General features: G+C 58.5%; 19 protein-coding genes and 1 tRNA gene. 5 read left to right on the plus strand and 15 right to left on the minus strand.

The window, feature by feature from the left end:
* Positions 1 to 104: 104 nt before the first annotated feature.
* The gene (locus RDV48_08840; protein MDQ7822885.1) at positions 105 to 1,745 is read left to right on the plus strand and encodes a DUF2837 family protein; all 1,641 of its coding nucleotides are present in this window, start codon (positions 105 to 107) and stop codon (positions 1,743 to 1,745) included.
* Here the strand turns inward: RDV48_08840 and RDV48_08845 are convergent, their stop codons facing one another.
* The gene (locus RDV48_08845; protein ID MDQ7822886.1) at positions 1,746 to 2,528 is read right to left on the minus strand and encodes a hypothetical protein; all 783 of its coding nucleotides are present in this window, start codon (positions 2,526 to 2,528) and stop codon (positions 1,746 to 1,748) included.
* 201 nt (positions 2,529 to 2,729) lie between these two features.
* Between RDV48_08845 and RDV48_08850 the strand changes: the two genes are divergently transcribed.
* A complete protein-coding gene (locus tag RDV48_08850; protein MDQ7822887.1) occupies positions 2,730 to 3,467 on the plus strand; it encodes a hypothetical protein in 738 nt (245 codons plus the stop codon).
* 87 nt (positions 3,468 to 3,554) lie between these two features.
* Here RDV48_08850 and RDV48_08855 read toward each other — a convergent pair whose 3' ends face one another.
* From RDV48_08855 to lptC, 12 genes are all read right to left on the minus strand, one after another.
* On the minus strand, positions 3,555 to 4,016 hold the full coding sequence (locus tag RDV48_08855) for a periplasmic heavy metal sensor (GenBank protein ID MDQ7822888.1): 462 nt from the start codon (positions 4,014 to 4,016) through the stop codon (positions 3,555 to 3,557).
* 2 nt (positions 4,017 to 4,018) lie between these two features.
* Positions 4,019 to 4,606 carry a zf-HC2 domain-containing protein gene (locus RDV48_08860; GenBank protein MDQ7822889.1) on the minus strand — a complete coding sequence of 196 codons (588 nt, stop codon included), beginning with the start codon at positions 4,604 to 4,606 and terminating at the stop codon, positions 4,019 to 4,021.
* Between the two features lie 22 nt (positions 4,607 to 4,628).
* The gene (locus RDV48_08865; protein MDQ7822890.1) at positions 4,629 to 5,195 is read right to left on the minus strand and encodes an RNA polymerase sigma factor; all 567 of its coding nucleotides are present in this window, start codon (positions 5,193 to 5,195) and stop codon (positions 4,629 to 4,631) included.
* A 98-nt stretch (positions 5,196 to 5,293) separates the two neighbouring features.
* The gene (locus RDV48_08870) at positions 5,294 to 8,272 is read right to left on the minus strand and encodes an S-layer homology domain-containing protein (protein MDQ7822891.1); all 2,979 of its coding nucleotides are present in this window, start codon (positions 8,270 to 8,272) and stop codon (positions 5,294 to 5,296) included.
* A 391-nt stretch (positions 8,273 to 8,663) separates the two neighbouring features.
* A protein-coding gene (prfB, locus tag RDV48_08875) for a peptide chain release factor 2 (protein MDQ7822892.1) occupies positions 8,664 to 9,765 on the minus strand; the annotation gives its coding sequence in 2 pieces (ribosomal slippage) (positions 8,664 to 9,695 and positions 9,697 to 9,765; 1,101 coding nt in all).
* A gap of 2 nt (positions 9,766 to 9,767) precedes the next feature.
* On the minus strand, positions 9,768 to 12,353 hold the full coding sequence (gene secA / locus RDV48_08880; protein ID MDQ7822893.1) for a preprotein translocase subunit SecA: 2,586 nt from the start codon (positions 12,351 to 12,353) through the stop codon (positions 9,768 to 9,770).
* Between the two features lie 150 nt (positions 12,354 to 12,503).
* Positions 12,504 to 14,027 (minus strand): carboxypeptidase regulatory-like domain-containing protein, encoded by a 1,524-nt coding sequence (locus RDV48_08885; protein MDQ7822894.1) that lies wholly within the window; start codon positions 14,025 to 14,027, stop codon positions 12,504 to 12,506.
* Positions 14,011 to 14,487: a pre-16S rRNA-processing nuclease YqgF gene (locus RDV48_08890; protein ID MDQ7822895.1), complete on the minus strand. Its 477-nt coding sequence runs from the start codon at positions 14,485 to 14,487 to the stop codon at positions 14,011 to 14,013. Before RDV48_08890 ends, RDV48_08885 begins: the two co-directional genes overlap by 17 nt.
* 144 nt (positions 14,488 to 14,631) lie before the next feature.
* Positions 14,632 to 15,567 carry a DUF3084 domain-containing protein gene (locus tag RDV48_08895; protein ID MDQ7822896.1) on the minus strand — a complete coding sequence of 312 codons (936 nt, stop codon included), beginning with the start codon at positions 15,565 to 15,567 and terminating at the stop codon, positions 14,632 to 14,634.
* 13 nt (positions 15,568 to 15,580) lie between these two features.
* Positions 15,581 to 16,699, minus strand: coding sequence for an LptF/LptG family permease (locus RDV48_08900; protein MDQ7822897.1), 1,119 nt, complete (start codon positions 16,697 to 16,699; stop codon positions 15,581 to 15,583).
* Complete coding sequence (gene lptB / locus RDV48_08905; GenBank protein MDQ7822898.1) at positions 16,686 to 17,426, minus strand: LPS export ABC transporter ATP-binding protein; 741 nt, start codon at positions 17,424 to 17,426, stop codon at positions 16,686 to 16,688. Before lptB ends, RDV48_08900 begins: the two co-directional genes overlap by 14 nt.
* Positions 17,427 to 17,502: 76 nt before the next feature.
* Positions 17,503 to 18,099, minus strand: a complete 597-nt coding sequence (gene lptC / locus RDV48_08910) for an LPS export ABC transporter periplasmic protein LptC (GenBank protein ID MDQ7822899.1) — start codon at positions 18,097 to 18,099, stop codon at positions 17,503 to 17,505.
* 185 nt (positions 18,100 to 18,284) lie between these two features.
* Between lptC and RDV48_08915 the strand changes: the two genes are divergently transcribed.
* Genes RDV48_08915 through RDV48_08925 form a run of 3 tightly spaced genes read left to right on the plus strand, consistent with a single transcriptional unit; the run spans position 18,285 to position 24,629 of the window.
* Positions 18,285 to 19,376: a carboxypeptidase regulatory-like domain-containing protein gene (locus RDV48_08915; protein MDQ7822900.1), complete on the plus strand. Its 1,092-nt coding sequence runs from the start codon at positions 18,285 to 18,287 to the stop codon at positions 19,374 to 19,376.
* Positions 19,377 to 19,392: 16 nt separating this feature from the next.
* Entirely contained in the window at positions 19,393 to 20,691 is a 1,299-nt protein-coding gene (locus RDV48_08920; GenBank protein MDQ7822901.1) for an O-antigen ligase family protein, read from the plus strand.
* 26 nt (positions 20,692 to 20,717) lie between these two features.
* On the plus strand, positions 20,718 to 24,629 hold the full coding sequence (locus RDV48_08925) for a hypothetical protein (GenBank protein ID MDQ7822902.1): 3,912 nt from the start codon (positions 20,718 to 20,720) through the stop codon (positions 24,627 to 24,629).
* Here the strand turns inward: RDV48_08925 and selB are convergent.
* Both selB and RDV48_08935 read right to left on the minus strand, forming a co-directional pair.
* Complete coding sequence (selB, locus tag RDV48_08930) at positions 24,626 to 26,524, minus strand: selenocysteine-specific translation elongation factor (GenBank protein MDQ7822903.1); 1,899 nt, start codon at positions 26,522 to 26,524, stop codon at positions 24,626 to 24,628. The two genes, RDV48_08925 and selB, sit on opposite strands and share 4 nt — an antisense overlap.
* Positions 26,525 to 26,587: 63 nt before the next feature.
* Positions 26,588 to 26,679: transfer RNA gene (locus RDV48_08935), tRNA-Sec, on the minus strand.
* Positions 26,680 to 26,684: the final 5 nt, after the last annotated feature.

Raw genomic sequence — 26,684 nt, forward strand, 5'->3', positions numbered from 1 at the left:
TATTCTGTTCTCCAGCGTGCCCTCTTATCCTGCATTGAAAAAGCGGATGGCGCAACGGAGGATAAGAAAGATTGAGAAAGAATAGGATTTGATGAGGTACTGAAATGGCCTATCTGTCTCTTCTCCAGGACTGGCACCTTCTCCTTATCTGCATCATCGCAAGCATAGTGAGCCTTCTCACCTGCACCACTGTGGCGACGAGGATGGCTGCCGTCACCACGCGAAGGGTGGCCATGGCCTTCACCATCTACAACATCTTTTTCATCATCACCCGCTTTGCCAACCTTTTCTACCTCCCCTACATGGGAATCTTTGTTGACAAGGCGGAGCGCACGGGGAACATGGAGCTCCTGCTGATGCAGCTGCGCATGGTAGTGGCCTGGGCGGCCGTGGGAAGCATTGTGGCATGGCTTCTTCTGCCCACATTCGTAGAAATTTACCGGCGGGGCATCGCGTCACTGGAGCGCCACCAGTCCATGGTAAAGGTGCTCATCAGGCTCCTTCACCCCTCGAGGTGGCTCCATGTGGTGACCTCCTTGAGAAGACCGGGAAATTTCGGCGTGAGCCTGCTCCGGCTTGAAGGGGTCCCCTGGAAATTCCTCGTCTTCAATGTCTTTGCCACCGCGGTGTGGACCGTGGGTGCCCTTGCGGCCATCTACGTGAGCGCCCTCCACCCCGAGTGCAAGCGCACGGCCGTGCTGCTCTCAGGCCTCGTGAACTCCGTGGCGGCCATCTTCTTCAGCCTCATCGTCGATCCCAAGGCGTCGCTCATCACCGACCAGGCAATCAACGGCGAGCGGCCCGAGCGCCATGTCTCTATCATGTCGGTCTTCCTTATGGCGGGGAATGTTCTGGGTACTTTCCTCGCGCAGTTCGTGCTGCTACCGGGAGTAAAGGTCATCGAGCTTGCCACCCTTGCCCTCTCCGGCAACGAGATCGTGGGAAATATCGCGCTCCTGGTGCTCTTCAATGCCATCGTGACCATGAAGGCCTCGACAACGGTTTCGGCCCGTATCGCCGCCGTGCTCACCAGGAGGGTGGCGACGGCCATCGCCATCTATAACTTCTTCTTCCTTATCACGCGCATTGCGCAACAGATTTATGCCCCCATAATCGGTTCGATAGTGGACACTGCCGTCAAGAGGGGCGCCATCACCCTCATCGAGGCACAGTTCAGATGGATTATCGGCGGCGCCACCATCGGCGCGCTGCTGGGCTGGATATTCATGCCCACCTTTGTGGAGATCTACCGGAAAGCCATCAACGGGATGGAGCGCTTCGGCTCACTGCCGAGGCTCCTCTATGTCACATGCTTCTCTTTCCAGGCATGGAAAAAGGTCATCGCCTGCCTGAGGCCGCCGAGCATGATGGGAGTGAGGCTCAGCGATGTCAGGCAGATCCCCCGGAATTTCCTCGTGGGGAACATCATTGTCATCTCGATACACACCATCGGCGTGCTGGCCGCGACTTATGCGAGCGCCGCTTATCCCGACGCGCGGGGCGTCACCCTCCTCTCGGCCGTCGTGAACGGCATCGCCACCATCCTGCTCTCCATCGTCGTCGATCCCATCACGGCCCTCATCACCGACGAGGCCGTCGCAGAGAAAAGGCCCCTCTCTCATGTGAAGACAATGGCCGTGTTCCTCGCGGCAGGCACGGTGCTGGGGACCCTTCTCTCCCAGGTGCTTTTTCTCCCCGCCGCTGACTTCATCAAGTTCTGCTCGGGGCTCATGGGAAAGCTCTGATCACTTTTTTATGATGACGTAAGGGGGCCTCCAGTAAGGGTTATAGGGGTCCAGGATGCTGGGGACATACTGGGTGAACACGCAGCCATTCTGCCCGTGGTATTTGTTGCAGGCGGTGCACCAGAGGAAAGGCGACTGGGGCATCACGACGGCTCCATAGGGATACCCGAGGGGGATATAAGGATAGCCATAGGACGAACCCGTCGAGAAAACCGTCAGCGTCGAGCCGGAGCTTCCCGCCTGGAGCGGGTTTCCATCGACGGTGATGGGCTGTGAGGCGGCTCCCTGCGATGAGGAGGACGATGGCTGCGGCGCCGACGACTGCGATGACTGCGGTGATGACTGTGACGACGATTGTGACGACTGCGGTGATGAAGACGAAGATGCCGTCGAGGATGACGATGAGGAAGCCGAAGAAGGGGCCGCCGAATCGTGAGTCACGGCAAAAGAGGTGGTGACGGCATGCGTATCCTCGGTGCCGTACCCCGACCACCCTGTCACGAGGTAGCTCGCTGCAGGGATATAGACCACCTTTCCCACCGTGGGCCTGTCATCATACATCACGCTGTGGTTTGCCGCATTGACGATCCTGAGCCTGTTCACAATGGGAGCCACGGCGGTAATCTTCATATAGCACTGGTTTCCCCTGTGGTTGAGCTGCACCACGTATCCTGAGGGCGTCGAATTGGCGCCGAACTGCACCATTTTTGCCTCATCGGCGGCCTGCAAGGGGATTGCGAGTGAAATCATAAGGGCCACAAGATATACCGGCAGGAGTTTCATGGGGCACCTCCCTTTCTTCACCTTCATTGTACCTCAAAGAACATGATCCGTCAAATCGTATTCTCCAGAGACACTTCTTTCCTGAATCGAGGCATCAGTGCAGGGTAAAAAAGTGTCTCTCCCCAGAGAGGGGAAAAAGCGTGGACGTTGAATAGTACCTTATTCCCTGGAGAGACGTGAAAAATAAAGGAGGTTTGTCCCATGGCGACCGGCGAAGCAATTCAGCTTGAATACAAGATGAAGAAGGGAGAGGAGATCCGTTACAAGACCACCGTTGACTCTGAACAGACCATCAAGGAAGGCGATCAGAAGCAGGAGATGGTCTCCCACCTTGAAATGGTGATGCTCCAGAAATGCTCGGACGTGGCAGCTGACGGCACCATGACCGTTGATGTGGTGATAGAGTCGGGGACACTGAAGCGCGAAGGTGCTGAAGAGCCTATCCCCAACGTGGGCCAGGTCATCTCTATGAAGATGAAGAAGAACGGCGAGATTTCACAGACAAGCGTGCAGATGGACTTCACCCAGCCTGCCTTCCCCACGAAAAAGATCGCCAAGAAGGAAAAGTGGACTGCCGACAGCAAGGTGAACATTCCCGGGAGACCGGAGCCTATAAAGCTTGACTACAACTATATCCTCTGGGATTTCGTGAAGAAGGAAGGCCATGAGACCGTGGAGATCAAGGTGAGCTGCCCTGACACCAAGATAGAGCTCCAGGAAGGCGTGGAGCAGGTCCTCTCGGCAACGGGCACCACCTATTTCGCCCACAAGGAGGGCATGCTCATCATGTCAGAGGTGGAGACCAAGACCGATATCTCGGCCCCCAAGGAGAACGCCGCCATCAACACCCATATCAGGGTCCGCGTGGAGCTTGTTGATGCCAAGAAGGGTTCGGGCGTCTCGGCAGGGGCTGCCGACGACTTCCAGATAGCAAAGTAAGGTTTCTGCGAAGGAACTATGAGAGCCCTCTTCACCAATGAGAAGGGGGCTCTTTTTATTCTCTCCCGCGGAACATCAGCCGGGATTCTACGGGCGGAGGAGGGCCCGCACGGTCTTGCGGGTGAAAAGCTTCACCTGTTCCGGCGTGAGGATCTCCCGCACCTCGAAAAACTCGTCAAGAAAGAGCTTCTGCCGGGAGCCCTCGAGGGCGTTAAGCTCCTTGAGCCTTGTCTCTATCTTTTTCCTGTCGGGGCTCTCCTCGCGGAAGAGCTTCACCATCTCTATCTTCTTTGCCTTCATGGAAAGATCAAGATCCTCCTGCTTATCTTCGAAGCGGGCCCTTATCTTCTTGAGCTCTGCCTTCTGCTCGGAGGTGAGGTTCAGGGCGCCATCGCGCTCCACCATCCTTGTGAACTTCCCCTCAGGCGCTTTTGTCTCCTGGGGAGAGGCCTTTTCCTCCTGGGCAGCGGCGCCGCATGAGAGCATGAGGGCCACCCATGCGGCAAAGAGCGCCAGAGAGAGCAGTCTTCTGAATCCTCTATTCGCCATGGTCACCATCCTCTCTCGATCTCGCTTATGACCTCGTGGGCACCCTCGAGGACATCGCGCCTCTCATGCCCGGTAAAAAGCTCGGGGAGCTCCTCGCAGGGCGCAGGCTCCTCCTCAAGGTAATCGGGAAGCCTGAAGGCACCCTTCGAGGGGGCCAGGGCAAGCAACTGGCGCTCTTCCAGTGACGCCACGTAGTGGTGGGCCCCTTCAAGGGGTCCCCCACGCCATGCCATGTAAGTTCCGGAAAAAAGATCGTCGCCACTCTGCCGGGGGGCCATGGTCAGTGACCAGAAAAGCACAAGCACCGCGAGGAGGGCCAGGGCCACGGCAGGCCTCCAGGCCGGGGCGAAAACTCTTTCGAAAAAGCCCCTTTTTCTGCGGGCCTGCTCCCAGAACCGCGCCCTGTACGAAGGATGAGGCTCAATGTCGCCATAAGCCCCGAGAAGGTCCCAGCTCTTCTCATGGGCCTCCTTCTCACGGCGGCAGGCATCGCAGGCCGCAAGGTGCCTTTCCAGGGCTTCTCTCTGCCCTGGGGGCGCGTCGCCTGAGAGCAACTCCCCGAGCTTTTCCCTTACTTCCTTACATTCCACAGGCCCACTCCCTTTCAAAGATTTATCCTTCCACGTAGGGCGCCAGCATCTGCCTGAGGGAGAGCTTTGCCCTGTGGAGGCGCGATTTCACTGCGGGAAGCGTGATGTTGAGGATCTTGGCTATCTCCTCGTAAGGGAGATCGTGGTAGCGGTGGAGGATCACCACGCTCCTCTGCTCTTCCGGCAGCGTCGAAAGCGCTTCCTGCACCACTTTCGCGAGCTCCTCCTTCCCGTAGCCGGCCTCCACGGGGTCCCGTTCCTCACCCCGGGGGGGCTTTTCCTGGACCTCCTCAAGCGAAGTCCACTCCCTCCTTTTCCGCTGCTCCCTTTTCTTGAGGCAGAGGTTCATGGTCACCTTGTAAAGCCAGGTGAAGAACTGTGACCTCCCCTCGAAGCGCGCCAGGCTCCTGTAGATCCTCATGAAGACCTCCTGGGCCACGTCCTCGGCCTCGTCGGCGGTGCATCCGTAGAAGCGGTGCACCACGTTGAGGACCGTCCGGTAATAGCGGTCCATGAGGGCGCTGAAGGCCCCGTGATCGCCTTTCTTCGCCTTCTCCACCAGTTCCCTGTCGACGTCTTCGCCGTCCATTCTCTTAATAAGACCCCCGTGAACGAAAAAAGTTTCTCTCTTGTACAACAAAAGAGCCCCGCTTTCGCGGGGCTCTCTCTTTACTCACGCGTAAAGATTTAGAACTTTACCTTGAACTCCGTCATGATCTGCACGCCATTCCAGCTGAAGGGATTGGTGTTTCTCCAGTTTGAGTATGACGAGCCGACAGCCGTCGTGACATTCGTCGTGGGCTGGAGGCCTGCGCCGATCCTGTCGGTGGTGTTGAAGAACTGAATGTTGAGGCCCCACTCGGTGTTCTTGTTGATCTTGTAGTCGAAGCCAAGGTAAGGAATCGACTGCACGGTATCAACATTGGTGAACCCTGAGCTGCCAGTGGCAATCGCGTAGAGCCAGTAAATGTTGTTGGGATCATAGTGGCCGATGAAGTTGGTCCAGTCATAGCCGATCCTGCCGGTGAATCTCTCGTTGAACGGATACTGGAGGCCGAGATGGAAGCCCCTGAGCGAGAGGTTCACATTGTTGGCGCTCGGTGCGGCACCGACGTTATAGGCGCCGGAACCGAGGTTGTAGAGACCGTTCACGACAAGGCCTGTTGACCTTCTGAAGTTGGTGTCGTAGTAGTTGGCTTCAACAATGAGGCCTGACTCGGGGAACTTGTAGTCCACGCCGAGGCCCCAGTTGTTCTGGAAGCCTCTGGGATCCTCAATGGGAGCGCCCCAGTTTGCCACTGCAGCCGGTGCAGCTGAGTTCCAGTTGTAGTAAGTGCCCATTGCGTAAGGAGTGAACACGGGGTCAATGAAGCCCGGGGTGTAACCCATCACGAGGCTGTTGGGCACCAGGTTGACAGCGGCCACGCCGCTGATTGCGCCTGTGTAGTATCTCACGTCATAGACGCTTGTGTTGACCTGCTGAAGGCCTTCGTACCAAGCCCACATCTTACCCTTCTCGTCGGGGAAGCGGTAGGTGACCTTGAATTTCCAGCCCATCCTGTTGTTGGGGTAGGTGTCTGAATCGTGGAGCTGATACATGTTCGGGAAGTAGGACATGTTCGGGAATCTCCACATTGAGTTCACGCCCACGGGATAGCGGAGGGTGAACGGATCATACCAGGCCTGGGCTGACTTGTAGGTGAGGTCCAGGTCCAGTTTGCCCTGGGCGAGGGTGGCGCCGAGGCCGGCCCTGCCTGCTCCGCCCGTTCTCGAGAAGGAGGAGCTCATGTTAGGTCTCCAGGTGCTCGCGGCGTACTCGATGAAGAACCGGAGCTGGCTGGGATCCCACTTGTAGCTGAACTTGGCGTTCCAGTTGGTGGTCTCCTGGGGGCCGTAGCCGCCCATTGCGCCGTCGTTGCCGTTGAGGTGCGGGGTGTTCACGTTGGTGCCTGCACCGTAGGTGAAGATGGGGGACTTGTTGATCCAGCCGGGATCAGACACTACGCTGGGGGCTGTGCCGCCGGGGTTGCCGCCGGCGAGCTGCACTGAGTACCAGCCTGAAGGATTGACCCATCCGAAGGGATTGGTCTGGCCGTTGAAGCCCGTAGGATTGATGAGCCCGTTGGCGCCGGTGTAGGTGTAAATACCATTGGTGCCGTAAGGACCGGCGCCAGTGGTGGCTATGCCGGCAGCGCTGCCCAGGAAGCCGCTCCCGAAATTGGAAACCATGTCATTGGTGGCTCTCAGGAAGCCGAGCTTGAAATTGCCGCCGCCGAAGCGCCAGCCAAAATCAACACCGTAGGCCCAGTTGTTGTAATCGCTCCCGTACTGGGTGAGGTTCTGACCGATAAGAGCGGGGAATATCGCAGTGCTGTTCAAAAGGCCGGCTCCCCTGTAAGGATCGGCATCAGCAAGCCTGGTGGCGAAGACTTCCCAGTCCATGTCAGCGAGGAAGTGGCAGGAGCCAAACACCCTGAAGCCGTAGTTGTTGAGGTACTGGGGGCCGTTCACGTTCGGGTTGGGAACGCCGGCGTAAAGGATGTTGTCCATGCTGAGCTCGCCGAAGGAGCCGCCGATGAGCTTGATCCCTGAAGTCTTGTGCTTTACCCAGAAGTTGTCGAGGACCATCCTGGTCCAGGGCTGGTTGCTCGAACCCTGGCCGGTCCATGATGAACCCTGGTTGAGGATCTGGGCGGTGAACGGGTTGCAGAGGTAAGGAGCTGACACGCCGTAGAAGGCATCCACTACGGGGTCGCCCATCGAGGTGTAAGCGGCAAGCTCGAGGCCTGCATCGATCTCGTCATTGATCTTGGCATTGATGCCGAGGGTGGCTTTCATTGAGAAGCCGGTCCCGCTGGTGAGGGGCCTGCCGTTCCTGTAGTCAGCCACGGGGAAGTTGCCATACCAGTAAGGCGAAATGTTGGCGCCGCCGACATTGCCGACCAGCTGGTTGTATGTGTGGTTCGCGCCGTTGAACTGGACACCGTTGTTATAGCTCGTGAAAGCGGGTGCCACTGTCGGGTTGGCGGGTATGTAGCTGTAAAGAGGCATATAGTTCGGTGCCGTGCTGGCGTAAAGACCGGAATTCACCGACTGATTCCACTGCTGATAGTAAGTGGTGGCAGCGGGAGCAGTAACTGTTCCGGTAACGGTATTGAAGCCAAGTGTCGGGCCGAAGGCATTGGTGCCGACGTGGTACTCGGCCCTGCTTGAGCCCCAATTCTGGAAGCCTTGGGTCACGAGGATGCTGTCAATTTCGCCGTAGAAGGTGATTCTCTCAAGCTCGGTGACTCTCTTGTCGAGTTTGCTTACATTTTCTTCCAAGTTTGTCACGCGGACTCCCAGAGCATCTAACTCATCTTTCAGCTGCATGACGAGCTTCCTGAGCTCCTCAAGGTCTGCCTTGGTGGCGAAGGTTGCGTGCTCCTGATCGTTCTTGGCAAGGAATCTTGCCACGACCATCGCGAGTTCGTAACGGGTTGCGGCTCTGTCGCCTTTGAAGGTCCCATCGGGATAGCCTTCCACTAAGCCTTTCGCTGCGAGATTGGCCACAGCGTCTCTCGCCCAGTGTTCATCGGGTACATCGCCAAAAAGCGGTGCAGCATAGAGAGGGGTCATCAGCATGAAGACCATTGCTGCAACCAGAAGCCAGGTATACTTCTTCATATTTAACCTCCTTGGTTATTTTGTGATTCGTTTTACTACTTTGGCCCGCGGGGGTCCTGAAGGAGTATCCTGGTTAGCTCCTCTTTTCCCCTTGAGGCCTTCTCGAAAAGCGCACCGGCGCCCGGGAGTTCTCCCTTACCTGCGCCTCCTTTCTTTCCCTTATTTGCACCAGGTGCAGTATTATGCTCTTCTAGAGCATCTGCCCATAGAAAGCAAAAATTTCAAGATATATTCTTTGCAGGGCGATCCGATTCCTTCTTTACAAAAATTTTTTTTGCAAAAATTTTTCATAAGCCTTCATGGATTATCCATGATCCTATAAATATCCTGTAAAGATAACACGAATTCCACGAATTTTCGGAGAGCGGCATGGGGAAGGAGGTGCCCGTCTCTAGCCGGCGATGGCCTCCTTCTCAAGATAAGCCTGGATGAAGCCGTCGAGGTCGCCGTCAAGGACTCCCTGGATATTCCCGTTCTCCCAGGAGGTGCGGTGATCCTTCACCATGGTATAGGGATGGAGCACATAGGAGCGTATCTGGTTCCCCCAGGCGATATCCTTGTGCTCGCCGCGGAGCTCCACGAGCCTCTTCTCCTGCTCCTGCCTTTCGAGCTCAAAGAGGCGGGCCTTCAGGATCTTCATGGCCGTGGCCCTGTTGTAATGCTGGGAGCGCTCGTTCTGGCACTGCACGATGAGGCCCGAGGGGATGTGGGTGATCCGCACGGCCGAATCGGTCTTGTTGACATGCTGCCCGCCGGCGCCGGAGCTCCGGTAAGTATCTACCATGATATCATCGGGGTTGATCTTTATATCTATCTTGTCGTCGCGCTCGGGGATCACCTCCACGAGGGCGAAGGAGGTGTGGCGCCTGTGGGCGGCGTCAAAGGGGGAGAGGCGCACGAGGCGGTGGATTCCCCGCTCGGCCTTCAGGAGGCCGTAGGCACGGAGCCCTGAGATCATCACGGTGGCTGACTTGATGCCGGCCTCCTCGCCCCACGAGGTGTCGGCCACCTCGGTCTTCATGGCCTTGGTCTGGGCCCACCGGAGGTACATCCTGAGAAGCATCTCGGCCCAGTCCTGGGCGTCGGTGCCGCCGGCACCGGCGTGGACGGAGAGAATGGCGTTGTCACTGTCATACTCACCCGAGAGGAGGGCTTCCCGCTCGCACAGGGCGAGCCTTTCCATGAGAGCTTCATATTCCCTGTCAAACTCGAGGACCGCCGAGCTGTCGCCTTCGGCGACAAGCTCCTGGTAAAGCTTTATATCATCGAGGCTTTTCCCCAGGGTCTCGCAGGTCTCGATGACGCTTTTCGAGCGGTTGAGGGCCTCGTAGAGATCCTGGGCCTTCTTCGCGTCATCCCAGAGGCCGGGGGCGTTGAGCTCGCGCTCAAGCTTCGCCGCCTGTGCCTGTGCGCCCGCCAGGTCAAAGATACTCCTTGATGCGCAGGATTTTCTTCTCGAGTGTCTCCAGATCTTTTTCCAGTGGTGTGGCCATTGCTACCTCCCGCAGCACTTCTTGTATTTCTTCCCGCTCCCGCAGGGGCAGAGCTCGTTTCTTCCCACCTTCTGCCCGCGCCTCGCCATCACCGGGACCCCTCCGTCTTCGCCCCTGTTGATACGCGTCTCGCGGGCCTTGCGCGTTTCCTTGAGGGGGCCCACCTGGACCTGCACGCGGTAGAGAAACTTTATGGTTTCCTCCTGGATCCTCTCCTTGAGGGCCTCAAAGGCATCGAAGGCTTCGTTGATGTACTCGATCCGGGGATCTTTCTGCCCGTAAGCCCGAAGGCCAATTCCCTCGCGGAGGATATCCATTGAGTAGAGGTGGTCAATCCACTTCTCATCGAGGATCCGAAGCAGGGCGAAGCGCTCAAGCTGGCGCATCACGTCGCTTGTGAGGGTTTTCTCCTTGTACTCGTAAGCATCGCAGGCCCACTTCAGCAGAAGCTCCCTGAGCTCCTCGACCTTGCTGGTGGCAAGGTCCGTGAGCTTTACCGGGAAGGGGAGAGGGAAGGCATCCTTGAAGCTCTTGAGGAGGGCTTCACGATCCCACTGGTCGGGATGGACATGGGCGGGAGCATAAAGCTCCACCATGGCATCGATTGTCCCCTCCCGCATGCCGATGATGGTAGGTCCCAGGTCTTCTCCGGTGAGGATCCTCCGCCGCTCGTTATAGATGGTCTCGCGCTGCTTGTTCATCACGTCATCGTACTCAAGGACATGCTTCCTTATGTCGAAGTGGTGCATCTCCACCTTCTGCTGGGCGTTCTCTATGGCCTTGGAGATCCACTTGTGCTCGATGGGCACGTCCTCCTCGATGCCCAGGCGATCCATGAGGCCTGAGATCCTCTCGGAGCCGAAAAGCCTCATCAGCTCGTCTTCAAGGGCCACGTAGAAGCGCGACGCCCCGGGGTCCCCCTGGCGTCCCGAGCGCCCCCGGAGCTGATTATCGATGCGCCGCGACTCGTGGCGCTCCGTGCCAAGGATAAAGAGCCCCCCGAGGCCTATTATCTCCTGGGCCATCGCGGCGTCAGGCGGATTTCCCCCCAGCAGGATATCCACGCCGCGGCCCGCCATGTTCGTGGCGATGGTGACGGCGCCCCTGCGGCCCGCCTGGGCGATGATCATGGCCTCCTTCTCGTGGTATTTGGCATTGAGAATCTGGTGGGGGATGCCCTTGCGCTTCAGCATGAGGCCAAGGACCTCGGACTTTTCTATGGACCGGGTCCCCACCAGCACGGGCTGGCCCTTCTCATGGAGGCGCGTTATCTCTTCCACGGCGGCCTCGAACTTGGCCTTCTCCGTCTTGTAGACCAGGTCGGGCTGATCGGCGCGGACCATGGGCCTGTGGGTGGGAATCACGACGACGTCAAGGGTGTAGATGTCCCTGAACTCCTTCTCCTCGGTAATGGCCGTGCCCGTCATGCCGGCGAGCTTTCTATAGAGCCTGAAGTAATTCTGAAAGGTGATGGAGGCGAGGGTCTGGTCCTCAGATCGGACCTTGAGGCCTTCCTTGGCCTCGATTGCCTGGTGGAGGCCGTCGGAGAAGCGCCGGCCGAACATGAGGCGCCCCGTGAACTCGTCCACGATAACGATCTCGCCGTCCTTGGCAACGTACTCCACGTCCTTCTTGTAGAGCTCCTCGGCACGGAGGGCCTGGTTTATATGGTGGGCAAGCTCCATATGCTCGTTATCATAAAGGTTGGTGATGCCGAGCTCCCTCTCGACCTTGGCCACGCCCTCCTCGGTGAGGGGCACCGAGTGGGCCTTCTCATCGACGGTGTAGTCATTCTGCTTGGTGAGGCGCTTCACAAGGCGGGCGAATTTTATGTAGAGCTCGGTGCTCTCGGTGCCGCGGCCCGATATGATGAGGGGAGTCCTTGCCTCGTCGATGAGGATCGAGTCCACCTCGTCAACGATGGCATAGTGGAGGTCGCGCTGCACGCAGTCCTCTATGGAGAGCACCATGTTGTCCCTCAGGTAGTCAAAGCCGAACTCGTTGTTGGTGCCGTAAGTGATATCGGCCATGTACGCGAGGCGGCGGGGGACAGGCTCAAGCGACTGAAGGCTCTCGTCTTCATTCTCATAGCTCGGGTTGTAGAGAAAGGCCGAGTCATGCTGGATGCAGGCCACCGAGAGGCCCAGGGAGTAATAGACAGGGCCCATCCACCGGCAGTCGCGCTTGGCCAGGTAGTCATTGACCGTCACGATATGGACGCCTTTGCCCAGGAGCGCGTTGAGGTAGACGGGAAGCGTCGCCATAAGGGTCTTGCCCTCGCCCGTCTTCATCTCGGCTATCCTTCCCTGGTGGAGCACCATTCCCCCTATCATCTGCACGTCAAAATGCCTGAGACCTATGGTTCTTATCGAAGCCTCGCGCACGACGGCAAAGGCCTCGGGGAGGATCTCGTCAAGAGAGTCCTCCTCCTTCACCAGCCCTGCAAGCTCCCTGGTCTTCGCCCGGAGCTCCTCATCGCTGAGGGCCTTGATGGCGGGCTCAAGGTCGTTTATCTTCAGGACCTCGCGCTCCAGCTTCTTGACTTCGCGCTCATTTCCGTCAAAGAGTTTTTTTACCAGTTGCAGCATAGAAAGCACTTCCTTACTGTTCGGGGCCGGTAAGGGCCCCCGCGGTTTCCCGCGGGCTCTCCCGCCCGTGACCTATTATTGTTCTTTGAAATTCAGCAAAGTCCTTTTCACGCACCATGGGGGCGGGGTGGGCGGGGGTGGGCGGGCGGGTCAGGGCCTCACGGCGATGCCGAAAGGCCTGCTCACCGTCGAGGCTGTCGTGGTCTGGATGGCGCTGTTCACCTCGGTATTGATGACCGTCACGGTGCCCTCCAGGTTGTTTGCCACGAAGACCCTGGTGCCGCTCGAGGTAATCCCGAGGCCCATGGGGCCCTTTCCTGTGTTGACGGTTGCCACAACGGCGCCCGAGCGGGCGTCAATGACAGAGACATAGTTGGATCCGTAATTGGTGACATAGACCCTGTCGCCTCGCGGCGACGCCACTATCCTCATGGGCTGCACGCCCACCCTGATCTTTCCCAGGTGGGCCATGCGGGCCGTCTCCACCACCGAGACATCGCAGCCATTGTAATTGGCCGTGAAGAGGTACTGGCCGCTGGGCGTCATGCAGATTCCCTGGGGGAAGGCTCCCACCTCGCAGGCCCCGATGACGGACCCTCCCACCCTGTTCAGGGCCACCACTTCACCGGCAGAAGTCGTGGCAAGGGCCACGTAGATACGGTCAGCTCCCACGACAAGGGCCCTGGGCTGGGCATCGCTCCCGATGCGGGTTGCCCTCACGCGGTAATAACTGAGGGCGGTGTTGGTCTGCGCCGAGATGACCAGCACGCCGGGGTTGGTGCCCGACACGGAGACATAGACGTTCCCGTCGGGGCCCCTTGCGATGTCCGTCACGATGCCGCCCGTGGGGACGGAGCCCAGGACCTTGTTTCCGTTGGGCACATCAATGACGGTGATGTACTGGGTTTCGGTGGAGACGAAGAGCTTTGAGCCCGAGTTGTCAAAGGCCACCCAGTAGGGCTTGGAGGCGAGGTTCACGAAGGTCATCTCCTTCGGCGCGTTGGGGTCCATCACGGTGATGCTGTTGGGATGATAGTTTACCGGCGTCTGGAAGCTGTATGCCCCGCCCGGGTTCATATGCATCTCCGGCGGGGCGAAGCCCGTAAGGGAGTCGGGATCGGCACCGGCGGCGATGGCAGATCGGTATTGAAGGGTTGACATGTTGCTCCCGGGTCCGGGAATCCCGGTCTTGCTCGACGCGCTTGATCCCGGCGCGGTGATGGCTGCAAAAGCCACGTACACGGCATTGGGGATCGTCACACGGGAGCTCTCGTACGTGCCCCCGCCCCCCGAGAGGGAGGGCGCCTGCCTCTTTGCCGTGAGCACTATGGTGACGCTCGCGGGAGAGCGGCCCTCGACCTTCACCTGCTTGGTGACGGGATAATATCCCTCCTTGATGGCGGCAATATTGTAAACACCGTCGGGGAGGTCGTTGAACCAGAACCACCCCATGATGTTGGTCCTGGTCTCCATCTTGGTGCCTTCCACGACGACAAGTGCCGCCTCGACGCCCTTGCCGAACTTGTACTCATCTTTCGTGATGCCCAACTGCTCGGCACCCGCCGACTCCATGATGTAGCCTATGATGGGCGCCGCGGCGGCGCGGGGAGACGCGCAGGCCACGATGGCCAGAAAAAGCAATGCCATCACTGCCGCTTTAGGCACTGTTCTCATTTCTCTTCACCTCGCCGAAATATTTTTCCGCAAGCACGATGGCCGCGTAATCATCATAGGCCTTCGGGGGAACCTGCAGCGTCGTCGGTATGAGCCTCCACAGTCCCCGGGGAGGATTCTCCCGGAAATACTTTCTCCTCGCTTCCTCGGTGGAGTGCTTTTCATCGATGACCTCCAGCGGAAGGGTGATGGCGCTCCCCTTGATAAGGCTCCTGAGCTTCTTCGAGAAGGTCCCTGACCCTATAAGGATCTTCCGGGGCCCGTACTTTTTTATGAGGGCCTCGAGCTCATCGAGAATCGCCGAGGTCTGCACCACTCTCCTTGCCTTGACCAGAAGGGTCTCCGACACGACGGCAAGGCCGCACTTTTCCTTGCCGGGATCAAGGGAAAGGATCACTTCCTCTGCTTCCTTCATGGTGTGGGGACCTTCAGAAACCTTCTCATTGAATACCTCAGCCATGGCGTTCCTATTCCCCGCTTTATTCTTTACCGACGCATATTATATACTATATATTCCCCAGCAGACAGTTCCGGCCTCCATACTGACGCACCTCAGACTCTTTACTATAGTATAGAGGAAAATCTCGGAAAATACAAGTAACGCTCACTGGGGCGTGATCTTGAGGATGAAGCTCAGGGGCCCCGACGCGGCAAGGTCGTTGCGGGCCAGGGCCGACACCTCCACCCAGGTGCCCCATCCCCTTATCTCCTTGACAGCGGCAAGCACCTGGGCCATCGGGATGTCCACAAGGGGCTGAGACTGGGGGACTCTCACCATGCCCCGGCGCTCGGCCCGGTATTCCACCTGCCTCATGAAATCCAGCAGATCGAAAAAGACCTTCTCTTCCGTTGCCTTGCCCTCGAGGTGAGCCACAAAGAGCTTCTCGCCCTTTTTAAAAAGGATACGGTTGGGGTAGCGCACGAACCGCAGGGAGACTTTGTCGCCGTAATAAGCATTGTTCCCCGCGCAGGCAAGGACCACCTCGTTCTCCGTGGCCCTCGAGAGGTCCTCCATGAGGCGTTCCCGCTCAGCGAGGGAGAGGGTGACAAGATCCTTCCTTTTCCCTCCCGGAAGGAGATTGGCCTTGAGAAAAAGGGCCTGCTGGCTGTTCCTGCGCTCCACCTCCCTTGAGGCGGCCTCGATAAGGCCTGCCACGAGCCTTTCCCGGGCCGAATCGCCCTCGCCCCGTGGCACGACAGTCAAGGCAAAAGGCTCGTTCATGCGGAAAAGGGCGGCGCTTCCCCTGCCCTTGTTGAGCTCCTCAATCTCCGCGAGAAGGAGGGCTCTCTGTGACTCAAGCTCCCTGATGCCGAAAAGAGCCATGCGGGCCCTCTGAGAATAAAAGGAGATGACAGTAATGGTGAAGAGGGTGACAAACATTCCCACCAGCACTATGATGAGGAGCGACGTATAGCGGGGCCTGAGGCCCAGGAAGCTGATCTTGCGGCGGGCCACACGTCTGCCGAACTCACTCCCCAGGTACGCAAAGATCCCGCCGACACACATCACAAGGGCAATTATCAAGATGCCTCTTACCATAGCATTCCTTCCATCAGGTTTTCGCCGCCTTGAGGAGCATCCCAAGGCCAAGGCCCCCGAAGATGACGTTGGGCGCCCACGATCCCAGCCAGGCAGGGAGCGTGCCGTTCTCTCCAAGGGCCCTCCCCACTGTCATCAGGACATAAAAGAGAAGGATAAAGACCAGGGAGAGGCCCAGGCCGATGGAGGTGGTGGCTCTGTGCGGACGCAGGCCCAGGGGGATCCCGAAAAGGCCGAAGACCATGCAGGTGAAGGGAAGGGAGAGCTTCTGGTGAAAAATGACCATCATCCGCCGGTACGTCCGGGAGTATGTGTCATTGGAGCCGGACTTGGCAGCCACGACTTTCATGACCTCCAGCTTTCTCTTCAGACGGGTCCTGTTCATCTCCTCGGGCTTGCGGTCCCTTTTCGCAAGCTCTGACGGGCCCACGTCGATGGGCAGGCGCCCCACCTCCGACCTGGACTCGTACTTAATACCCTGGTTCTCATCAAAATCATAGGTTCTCGGGTCAATGAGCCTCCAGATGTTGTTCTCCCATACGGCCTTGGGTGCATAGACCTCCCTGAGACGGTGATTGTTCCTGAAGTAAAAGATGACGACGCCGCGCAGAAGCCCCCGCTCCTCATCAAGGCTCTTGGCGAATATGCGGCGCTCGGTGCCCTCTTCATCAACATCGGAGATGATGAGGTTCTCCCTCTCGCTCTTGGCCTCCTGCACGATCTGCCTTATGAGAATATTGGTGGCAGTATAATTGGCATCGGGCACGACATACTCGCCAAGATAAAAAGAGACCAGGGAGATGACAAAGGTGAGGAAAAGGCCCGGTATGCCTATGCGGACAAGGCTTATCCCGCCGGCCTTCATGGCGATTATCTCGCTGTCGCCCGAGAGCCTGCCGAAGGCAAGGAGCGTCGAGAGAAGGACGGCCATGGGAAAGGTATAGACAAGGACCTGCGGCATGGAGCAGAGGATGTACCTCATGACAAGGGAGAGATTCTGCGAGCCCATGGCAATCATGTTCGAGATGATCTCGCTTGAGGAGACTGACATGAAGAGCACCGTAAAGGCGGCAACACCGTAGAAGAAAGGAAAGATCATCTCTGAAAGAACGTACCGGTCAAGAATTTTCATGGTCCACCGTGCTCCAGGCATCAAACCTGAACCGCTCGCCCAGGTAGTATTTTCGCGCAATGGGGCTCTCGGCTACTTCCTTTGAATCGCCCGACACAAGGATTCTGCCGTCCCTTATGATGTAGGACCGCTCGGTGATGGCAAGGGTCTCCCTCACGCTGTGATCGGTAATAAGGATGCCTATCCCCTTTCCCTTCAGATTCATTATTATCTCCTGGATATCGGAGACGGCAATGGGATCGACGCCGGTGAAGGGCTCGTCGAGGAGTATGAAATCCGGGTCCGTGGCGAGGGCCCTCGCAATCTCGACGCGCCTGCGCTCGCCGCCCGAAAGGGAATAGGCAGGCTGCCTGATAAGGTTCTGGAGGCCGAATTCCTCCATAAGCCTGGGAAGGCGCTCGTTCTGCGCTTTCCGGGGCACATCCCTCATCTCCCAGATGACCCTGATATTCTCCTCGACAGTGAGGCGCCTGAAGACCGAGTTTTCCTGGGCAAGGTATCCCATCCCCATGAGGGCGCGGACATGCATGGGATACCGCGTGATATCCCTGCCGTTGAGAAGTATGGATCCCTTCTCCGGCATGACCAGCCCGACAGACATGTAAAAGGTTGTCGTCTTCCCTGCGCCGTTGGGGCCAAGAAGTCCCACTATCTCGCCCTTCTCGATATAAATGCTGACGCCGTCAACGACCCTGCGGCCCCTGTATGATTTCACAAGGCCTTCCATCTCAAGCTTCAAGGATTCCCCACTTCCTGGCGCTCCCTTAAGAGCGCCCTCTCCGCCGTAATGACCCTGTCTTTACTCACAGAGGCCCGGGCTTCCAGAGGACCTGTACATCTCTGAGGATTTCAAAGTAATTGCGGGAGGGATCACCGGTGAGATCGGTGCCGGTGAGCACCAGGGTGCCCTTGGTAATGGTCACCCTGCCATAGCCGAAAATTCTCTTCTTCTTCCCGTCCCATTTCAGCTTCGCCACCTCAAGCTTCTCGCCGGAGGTGAGGCTTCCCTTCACCCTTCCCCTGAACATGAGGCTCTCGGTCTTGAGATCTATATCGGCACCGCTCGCATTGAACGTCATGGCCGTTTTTCCCTTCTTATCGTAAAACATGCAGCTGATATCTGAAGCGTCGCCTTTCCTGGTCACCTGGTTCACCTTGATCCTGCCGGCTTTAAGCTCCCAGTGCTTCGTGCCCCCCTTGCGGGAAATCATGTTGGTAAGCTCAAGCTCCACATTGTCCCTTGAAGGCGATGAGGCCGAAGGTGACGGCGAGGATCTCCCGGGCTCCTCCTCGTCGGCGGGCCCCTTGTCAAAGAGCCCTCTTTGAAAAAACAGCACCGCGAGAAGGGCCACCACCGCAAGGGCAGTGACAACCCTGAAAAACTTCTTCACCTTCTCCATCGGCACCTCTCATCGGCGGGCACTCTAAAGGCAAGTATACACCATTTCCCTCCCCATGACAAGATTGCACAGAATCCCGGCCCTCTCCCGAAAGAGCCCCCGACAGAAGGAGTTTTTCGCGGGAAGCAAGAATACCCTTACAACACATTCCATCTGCACCAGAGTCTATAAAAAGGAGTAATGCTATGAAAAAAAGGCATATTTTCATCGCTCTTGTGGGGATCCTGGTCATCATGAGCTTTATCGCTTTTATGCCCATCGGCTGCGGCTACCAGGGAAATCCAGACTCTTCATACAATCTTTCCGGCAGCTCCATGACTGGAAGGTACAACGTTTCAGGGAAGCTCACGACGGCCAACGGCACGACCCCCGTGGCACAGGCCACATGCACCCTGACCGGCGGCTCAAAGAGACTGCAGGCGCGCTTCAGCGGCACCTGCGTCACCGACTCGGCAGGGAACTACCTCTTTGAAAATGTGCCTGTCGGCAACTATGTGATGCAGGTGACAGGAACCGACTTCATCACGACGAGCTTCAACTTCGCCGTGGGAAGCGCCAGCACAGTCCTCAACTCAACGGTTTACAACACCAGCGACTGGAACAACATCATGGGCAACGATCATCCCTATGATGCAAATTACGGCTATATCACCGTGGCATACCAGACGACGAGCGGCACGGCCATTTCGGGAGCTATAGCGACGGCAAATCCTCAGGCCGCTGCAAGCGGCTATTACAAGACGGGAACGCCCTCGGTGGTGGACTGGAATGCCACGGAGACCACTGCCACCGGGAAGGCCTTTTTCTACAAGGTCGATCCCGGCCAGAGCTACTTCTTCACGGCAACAAAGACCGACTACGCCTTTGAGTCCCTCACGGGAATAACCCCTGTGAAAGGCCAGATGGCCGTCTATATAGTAACCGGTGGAAGCACTGCCACGCCGACAGCGAGCCCGTCAGGGAGCCCGACCGGAAGCCCGACCGGAAGTCCGACTGGGACCCCGACCGGGAGCCCGACGATGACCCCGACCGGGAGCCCGACGATGACTCCGACCGGGAGCCCGACGATGACCCCGACCGGGAGCCCGACGATGACCCCGACCGGGAGCCCGACGATGTCGCCCACCGGCTCACCGTCAGGTGGGGCCGCCCAGGCCGCGGCGCCCGCCCAGTCCACCCAGACCACCTCGGGACAGGTTCACCTCGCCTGGGGACTCCTTCTTTTGGCAGCCCTTGCCGGGATTATCGTGGTAAGGGACAGGAAAAACTTGAGCTAGCAGGTACTGAGGGCATGTGAGAAAATTACTTGAGACCCTCTTTCTCTTGAGCCTCCTCCTTATCGGATGGGGAACGCTGGAGATCAAGTGGGGAGGAGACACGCTCTTCACTCTTTACGGCACCACGTGGGAATCCTTTTTCCCACTCTTTTTTTTGTACCTGATCTGCCGCATTTATAAGAAAGACTGGAAAAAGGGGGCACCCTGGAAAGACCCCTTCCTGCTCTTCGGCCTCTTTGCGGCGTTATCGGCGCTCTGGAATCCCATCCATGACTGCTCCATGGTGCTGGACTACTACCTGCCGGCTCTTGCGGCTTTTATCACCTTCCGCTACCTCCTCTCGTGCGATTTTGCCGCCATGAGCTCGCGGTTCTGGCCTTACTATCTCGGGGCCCTCGCCCTCACCGTCCTCAGGGGAATCATTGAGAAGCCCGCACTGCTCTCCAACCTTCCCTCCCTCTACCTGCCGTACCAGCAGAACACCCACCTGGACACTCCTTTTTTTCACCACAACCACATCGCCATGAACCTCGTGCTGGGCATCCCCCTCGCCCTGGGCTACCTGCGCCTTGAGCCCAGAAAGAGGGTCTTCACGGTGGCAATGCTCCTTATCATGCTTGCCGGCCTCATCCTGAGCAACTCCAGGAGCGGCTGGGTAGCCTTTGGTGTCACCGCGGCCTACCTTATCCTGCGCCTCAGGGTGAAGAACCTCCGCTTCGCGGTCCTTGCTTTCACTGCCGTCTTCCTTGTGCTCATGTGCAGCTTCTCGCTCACCCGGTCCCGGCTTTTCTCCCTGGCCCACTTCACGAATGACAGCAGCCTCGGCTGCCGTATGCGCATGTGGGTGATCTCGCGGGAGCTCTTCCGTGATCATCCCCTGGTGGGGATCGGGTTCTCCAACAGAACCTTCTCCTCCCTCGAGATTCTCTATTCCCGGGACCTGAGCGCCAGCGGGATCATCTCCCAGGATACCATGTTCGATCCCCATCCCCACAACCTCTATATCCAGATCGCCGTGTACCTGGGCCTGGCAGGCTTCATCATCTTCCTCTGGATGGTCCTGGAGGTCTCCTGCGCCCTCATCACCATCGGCGAGAACGATCAGAATCCCCTCATGCTCCCTTTCTTCGTGGCGGGCTTCCTGGGCTTTCTCACGGCCAATCTTGCCGACACGGTCTTTTACAATACCCAGACCACGCTCCTGTTTCTGCTCATTCCCGCCTATGCCCTGGAGTGGAGCGCACGATCCCGGGCAGGCGCCGGTTCGGCTCCCTCCCTGAAGGGTAAAGAGGGGACTGTGCCGAAATATCCCTGACATTTCGCCTCGGAGCCTGACCACCTATGAAGCTTTTTCGCATTCCCCTCCTGATGGCGGCGGTGCTGTTATTTCTTATCATTGCAGCGCTCCCGTCAGCGGCCCGCCCTGACTTCATACCCGCAGCCGAGCTGAAAAGGGGCATGAAAGGTTACGGTCGCTCGGTTTTTTCAGGCACAAAAATCGAATCATTTCCCGTGACCATCCTGGGAGTGATAAGGCACTTCATCGCGGACCGCGATCTTATCCTTATCCGCATCGACGGGGGACCATGCCTCAAGAGCGGAATAATTGCGGGAATGAGCGGCTCGCCCGTCTATGTGAACAACCGCCTTGCCGGAGCCATCTCCTACGGGTGGAGCTTTTCAAAAATTCCCATTGCCGGCATGACGCCTGCAGAAGACATGTATGAGGAGCTCTTCACGGCGCAGCCGCCAAAAGGCCGGGGCGGGGCTGCAGGGACCCCGCTGAAGGCTCCGCTTTCCGAAGCGGTGGTCATCAAAGGGAGGCGCTATTCCCATGCACAGCTCATCACGCCGGGGCTTCGAGGCCTCGAAAAAGAGGGAATCATACCGCTCTCTCCCGTAAAAAGCCTTGTATTCGCAAGGGGCTTCAGCAGGGAAAGCCTTGCCTCCCTGGAGAAAAGCCTCCCTGCCTGCCAGATCATGACCTCTGTGACGGCCCTCAGTGAGGGGAAAAATGCCCCCGCGCCCCCCATGGTGCCCGGTGCCGTGCTGGGCGTGGAGCTCCTCTCAGGGGACCTCGAGGTTGCAGGGGCAGGGACCCTCACCTATTGTGAAGGAAGCCGCTTCATGGGCTTCGGTCACTCAATGGCACAGTTTGGTGACGTGGAAATCCCCGTCACCTCGGGTGCTGTCGAGGAAATTCTCCCCTGTGTGGACCACTCCGTGAGGTTCACCTCCTCAAGGGGTGTCGTGGGAGCCCTTACCCTCGATAGGGCCATGGGAGTGGGGGGCGTCCTCGGGAAAAAGGCGCCTTCCGTCCCCTGCGAGATAGCCCTTCGCGATTCCTCGGCCCACAGGACCTTCCGCGTAAAAGTGATCCAGCATCCCTACCTCACGGCTTCCCTGCTCTCCGATGTCCTCAGGGAGGGAATAGGCTCAAGGACGTCCACCCTCAGGGACGCCACGGCGGAAATACACTATGCCGTGGAGCTGAAAAATCACAGGGCGCTGGAATTCACCGACGTGGTCACAGGCTCATCTATTAACAGCGCCGTGACCTCACAGTTCACCAGATATCTCTCCCGTATCATGCAGAATGACTTCTCACGGGTCATGATCACAAGGCTCTCTATGGACGTCAACGTGACCGCGGGAAAAAAATCTGCCACCATAAGGGCCATAAGCACAGAGAAAGACCGCTACATGCCGGGCGAGACCATGGTGGTGAAGATACAGCTCTCGCCTTACAGGGAAAAACCGGTCACCAGGGAGGTGGTCATTCCCATTCCCGCCGATTACCCGCCGGGAACCATACGCATTGGCGCCTGCGGAGGCGAGGGCACCCTGAGGATGAGAAAGTCTCTCCTTATCCCTGTGCCGGCGCCTTCGAGGATTGAGCAGGCACTGCGCTTCGTGGAAGAGGGAGAGAAAAACAACGAGCTTGTCGTCAAGGCAGTCTTTCCCCGGGAAACCTCCCTGGTGAGCGATGATGAGTTTTTCTTCCTGCCCCCCTCACGGGCGAAACTCTTCGCCGCCGCACCGCAGAGCACCATGCAGGCCTCAAAAGACGTGTTCCTGTCAAGGCAGGCCGAGCCATGGGTCATCAACGGCATGGAAACCCTCAAGGTGGAGATAGGCGAGAAAAAAGCCAGGCAGGACTCCCCGGAAGGCAAGGACAGCACGGCATCATCCGGAGGCTTCGCGTCGATCCCCTTCTCTTCCCGGCAGGAAAAGCCCGCCAGGACGTCTGACGACCTCTCATTGACGGCACCGATTCCGCCACCGCGGGAACCCGAGCCGCAGCCTTCAAAGGCCCCTGACGCCCGGGCGGGAAAGCAGGATCAGGGCACCGGGAAGAGTGATGAAGGCGAAAAGGAGAGCGCTCTTGTTCCGGAACCGCTGCAGTGGTCATTGAGCGAGCGGAGCGATCTGGCGCGGGGCACCTTCCACAATGTGGCTCTCTCTTCAAAAGGTGAGCTGAGGCTTGCCCCCCTCTCGAGGGAGATACCTGCCAATGGCAGGCTTTCATTCCTTGCTCTTGCCTGGGACAGGGCTTCCCGCACCCTTTTCACGGCGGGGAGCGGCGGCAAAGTTTTCTCCCTCACCGAGGGTGCCTCGTCTCTCCAGCAGTATGCAGATATCGACGAGCCCCTCATTACCTCCCTCTGCGCGGGCAAGGACGGCTCCCTCTATGTGGGAACCGCGCCCCATGGAAAGCTCTTCAGGGTGACAAGGGACTCCCGCTGTGAGCTGGTCCGGATCTTCCGAGAGCCCTATCTCTGGGCCCTCACCGCCGAGAGCGACGGCTCTCTTCTTGCGGGGACCGGCAGGCCAGGGGCCATTTACCGCGTGACGCCGCAGGGAGAGGCCGAGCTCCTCGCCCGGACCTGTGAGGACCACGTCCTCTGCCTTGCAAGGAGCCCGGGAGGCCGCCTCCTCGCGGGAACGGGAAACAGGGGGCTCGTCGTCGCCGTGAAACCGGGAGGCACCACTGCACCGCTTTTTGCCGCAAAGGGAGAGTGTGTCGATGCAATGGCCCTCGGCCACGAGGGGACCATCTGGTGCGCCTCAGGCAATGCCCTTTATGCCATCGCACCTGGAGGCTCCCTAAAAGAGCAGTATCTCCCCGAGGGACCGGTCCTCTCCCTTGCCGCTGACGGCAAGGGAGCTGTCTACGCCGGCACAGGCGACCGCGGGGGCCTTTACAGGGCAGGAGGCGGGTACCCCGCCGAAAGGATCTATGCCGCCTCCTCAGGGGCCTTCACGGCACTTCTCCCCTCCGAAGAAGGGGGCCTCTGGGCCGCCACGGCACACCCCGCAATGCTCGTGCACATGAGCGGGGAGCAGGCGGAGCGCGGCGAGTACCTGTCGCCGGTCCTGGACCCGAAAAGCCTCTGCCGCTGGGGCATGGTCAAAAAGACCCTCCGCGATGACAAAAACGGCTCTGTGAGCTTATTCACCCGCTCAGGCAGGGCACCGGTACCAGACAGCACCTGGAGCGAATGGTCACCGCCCCACCCCCAGGAGCACCTTGAAAAAATCACGAGCCCCGAGGGCAATTTCCTCCAGGTGAAAGCTCTTCTCCAGTCGGCGATGCCCTCGTCATCGCCCATCCTCGAGGGAATCTGGCTCTATTATGCAAAAAGCGGCATAACACCAGCCGTCCGCATCATCGCACCTTCAGGAGGCGAGCGGTGGGGAGGGAAAAAGGAGATCACCTGGTCCGTGGAACACTTCCCTTCCGAGTGGCTTTCCTTTGACATCCTCATATCCCGCGATGAGGGCCTTACCTGGAAGGCTCTCAGGAGGCATTTCAGGGAGCCTGCGAAGAAAAAGGACGCCATCAAGGGGAAAGGCGACATCCGCTTTGAATGGAGCACAGGGGAGGAAAAAGACGGGCCGGTGAGGATAAAAATCTCGGCGGTGGTGCCGGGAGAAAGCCTGGGAGCGCAGGGGGTGTCCAAGGGCTTCGTGCTCTGCAATACTCCCCCCTCGGTGACCGTCGAGAAATGCGCCATGGCCTCCGGAATGATAACCCTCGAGGGGAGAGCCACCTCTGCCCTGGCCGTGATTAAAGGAGTGCTGGTGAGAGTCAACAAAGATCCATGGATAGCCGCCATTCCGCGCGACGGCATCTTTGACTCGCAGGACGAGGCCTTCAGCCTCACCATGGAAGCCTCTTCAAAAAACGTGGTGGAAATCAGGGCCATAGATGAAGCCGGCAACAGGACCGACGTGGAAAAACGGCTCTAAGCGAGGACCCTCACGTCGCCATTGCGCTTCGTGTAATGGATATTGTCCATATGCTCCAGCAGGGGGATGACATATTTCCTCGTGGTGCCCAGCAGATCGCGGGCTTCCGCCGCCGTCACCGACCCCTTGCTCCTTATGCGGTCACCGATGAGTTTCTTCGCCTTGTTAAAAGTGCTTTCATGGATGAGGAACTCCGGAAGAACCTTCCGCAGGATCCCCTGGGATATAAGAAAATCCTCGACAAGCCTGAAGCTCTTCTCGTCACACTGGAGCTTCTTTACGAGCTCCGGCCTGAAATCAGGGGAGAATCCCCCCCCCTCCAGAAGCTTTTCCAGCTTCTGCCTGAGGGCCTCATGGGCTCCCGAAAGGCGCGGCCTATGACTCTGGCGTGCCATGAGGCCCCCGCGCACCGCCACAAGGCCCTCAGCGACAAGATCCTCCATGATCCTCTCTAGAAGATCGGGGTGCGCTTTGCATGCCATCTTCATTATCTCCTGGCGGCTCCAGCCGCTCTTCGATGGTGAGGCCTCCTCAAGGCGCCCCAGGCCCTCCAGGACGCTTTCCCTGGCAGAAGAGTAATCACTCTGGCGCACAAAGCTTCCCTTCCCGGGGAAATGGCGGAGGATCTCCTTCTGCACCAGAGCCTGGAGTGCCTTTTGAAGGTCCTCTTCGCTTATCTGGAGAGCCCTGGCAAGATCCTTCTCCAGGAGCGCGGTCATGGCCGCCTGGGAGAAGTGGCCCATCAGGACCTCTTGATAATCGGTACTTTCTTTTTTCCTGAGCACTTCGATAACGTCGCCCTTCCCTTTTTTATGGAGCCCGGGATAGGGATCAAGGACCGTGCCTCCTCCCAGGGTGAAAAGGGCAGAGGCGTTTCTCAGTATAAAACGGTCTCCTCTCATGGCCACTGCGGGCTCTGCGAAAAGAAGCTGCACAAATCCCTCTTCTCCCGGCACGAGCTCCGCCTTCTCAAGGAGCCTCGCCTTCCCCAGGTACTCGGCGGTACCCATGTAAATCCTCACAGGAATATTGTTCCTGAGCGGATGGGGGGCTCTCGGAATCACTTTCATCTTCACGTCCACCATGGTGGTGGGCTTCAGAAAACCGGGGGGGGAGAGCTCGAAGCCCCTCTGCACTTCATGGCGCTCAAGGCCGGCAAGGTTGATGGCCACGCGCTGCCCTGCCACCGCCCTGGCAACCTCTCTGTTGTGAACCTGGATGGCCCTCACCTTGAGCTCCCTCCCCGGCGGGATGAGAGAAACGCGGGCGCCTTTGTCCAAGGTCCCCGAGAGAAGGGTTCCTGCAACGATCGTTCCAAAGCCCTGCTTGGAGAAAATCCTGTCAATGGGGTAGCGGTATTCCTTGTGCTCGTCACGGGGCGGCGTCTTGCGGGCAATATCCTCCAGGACGGCATCAAGGTCCGCCCGCCCATGGCCGGTCACGGAAGAAAAGGCCACCAGGGGTGCCCCTTCCAGAAAGGTGCCCCTCAGCAACTCGCTGAACTCCTCGCGGCGTTTCTCCACAAGCCCATCCGGCGCGAGATCGGCCTTGCTGATGACGACAGCGCCCCGGCCCACGCCAAGAAGCTCGAGAATATCGAGGTGCTCGACGGTCTGCGGCTTGATTCCCTCGACGGCATCTATGACAAGCATCACCATGTCAAAGCCGCCCACGCCGGCAAGCATGTTCTTCAGGAAGCGCTCATGGCCCGGCACATCAACAATGCCAAGGACATGGCCCGAGGGAAGGGTCATGTGGGCGAACCCGAGATCGATGGACATTCCCCTCTCCTTCTCCTCGGGAAGCCTGTCGGGGTCTATCCCGGTGAGAGCCTTGATAAGGGTTGACTTGCCATGATCGACATGGCCTGCCGTGCCCATGATGAAATTCGCCATAGAAAAAGGCTCCTTTCATGAAAAGATGGTCCTGCGGGGGAGAGGCGGGGCATGGTGAAAAGATGGCGGGAGCGGGAAGGAGTCGAACCTTCCAGGGATGTTACCCCCCCGACGGGTTTGAAGTCCGTGAGAGCCACCGGGCCCCATCCACTCCCATCTT

Source organism: Candidatus Eremiobacterota bacterium, from assembly GCA_031082125.1.
Taxonomy (GTDB): domain Bacteria; phylum Vulcanimicrobiota; class CADAWZ01; order CADAWZ01; family Ess09-12; genus Ess09-12.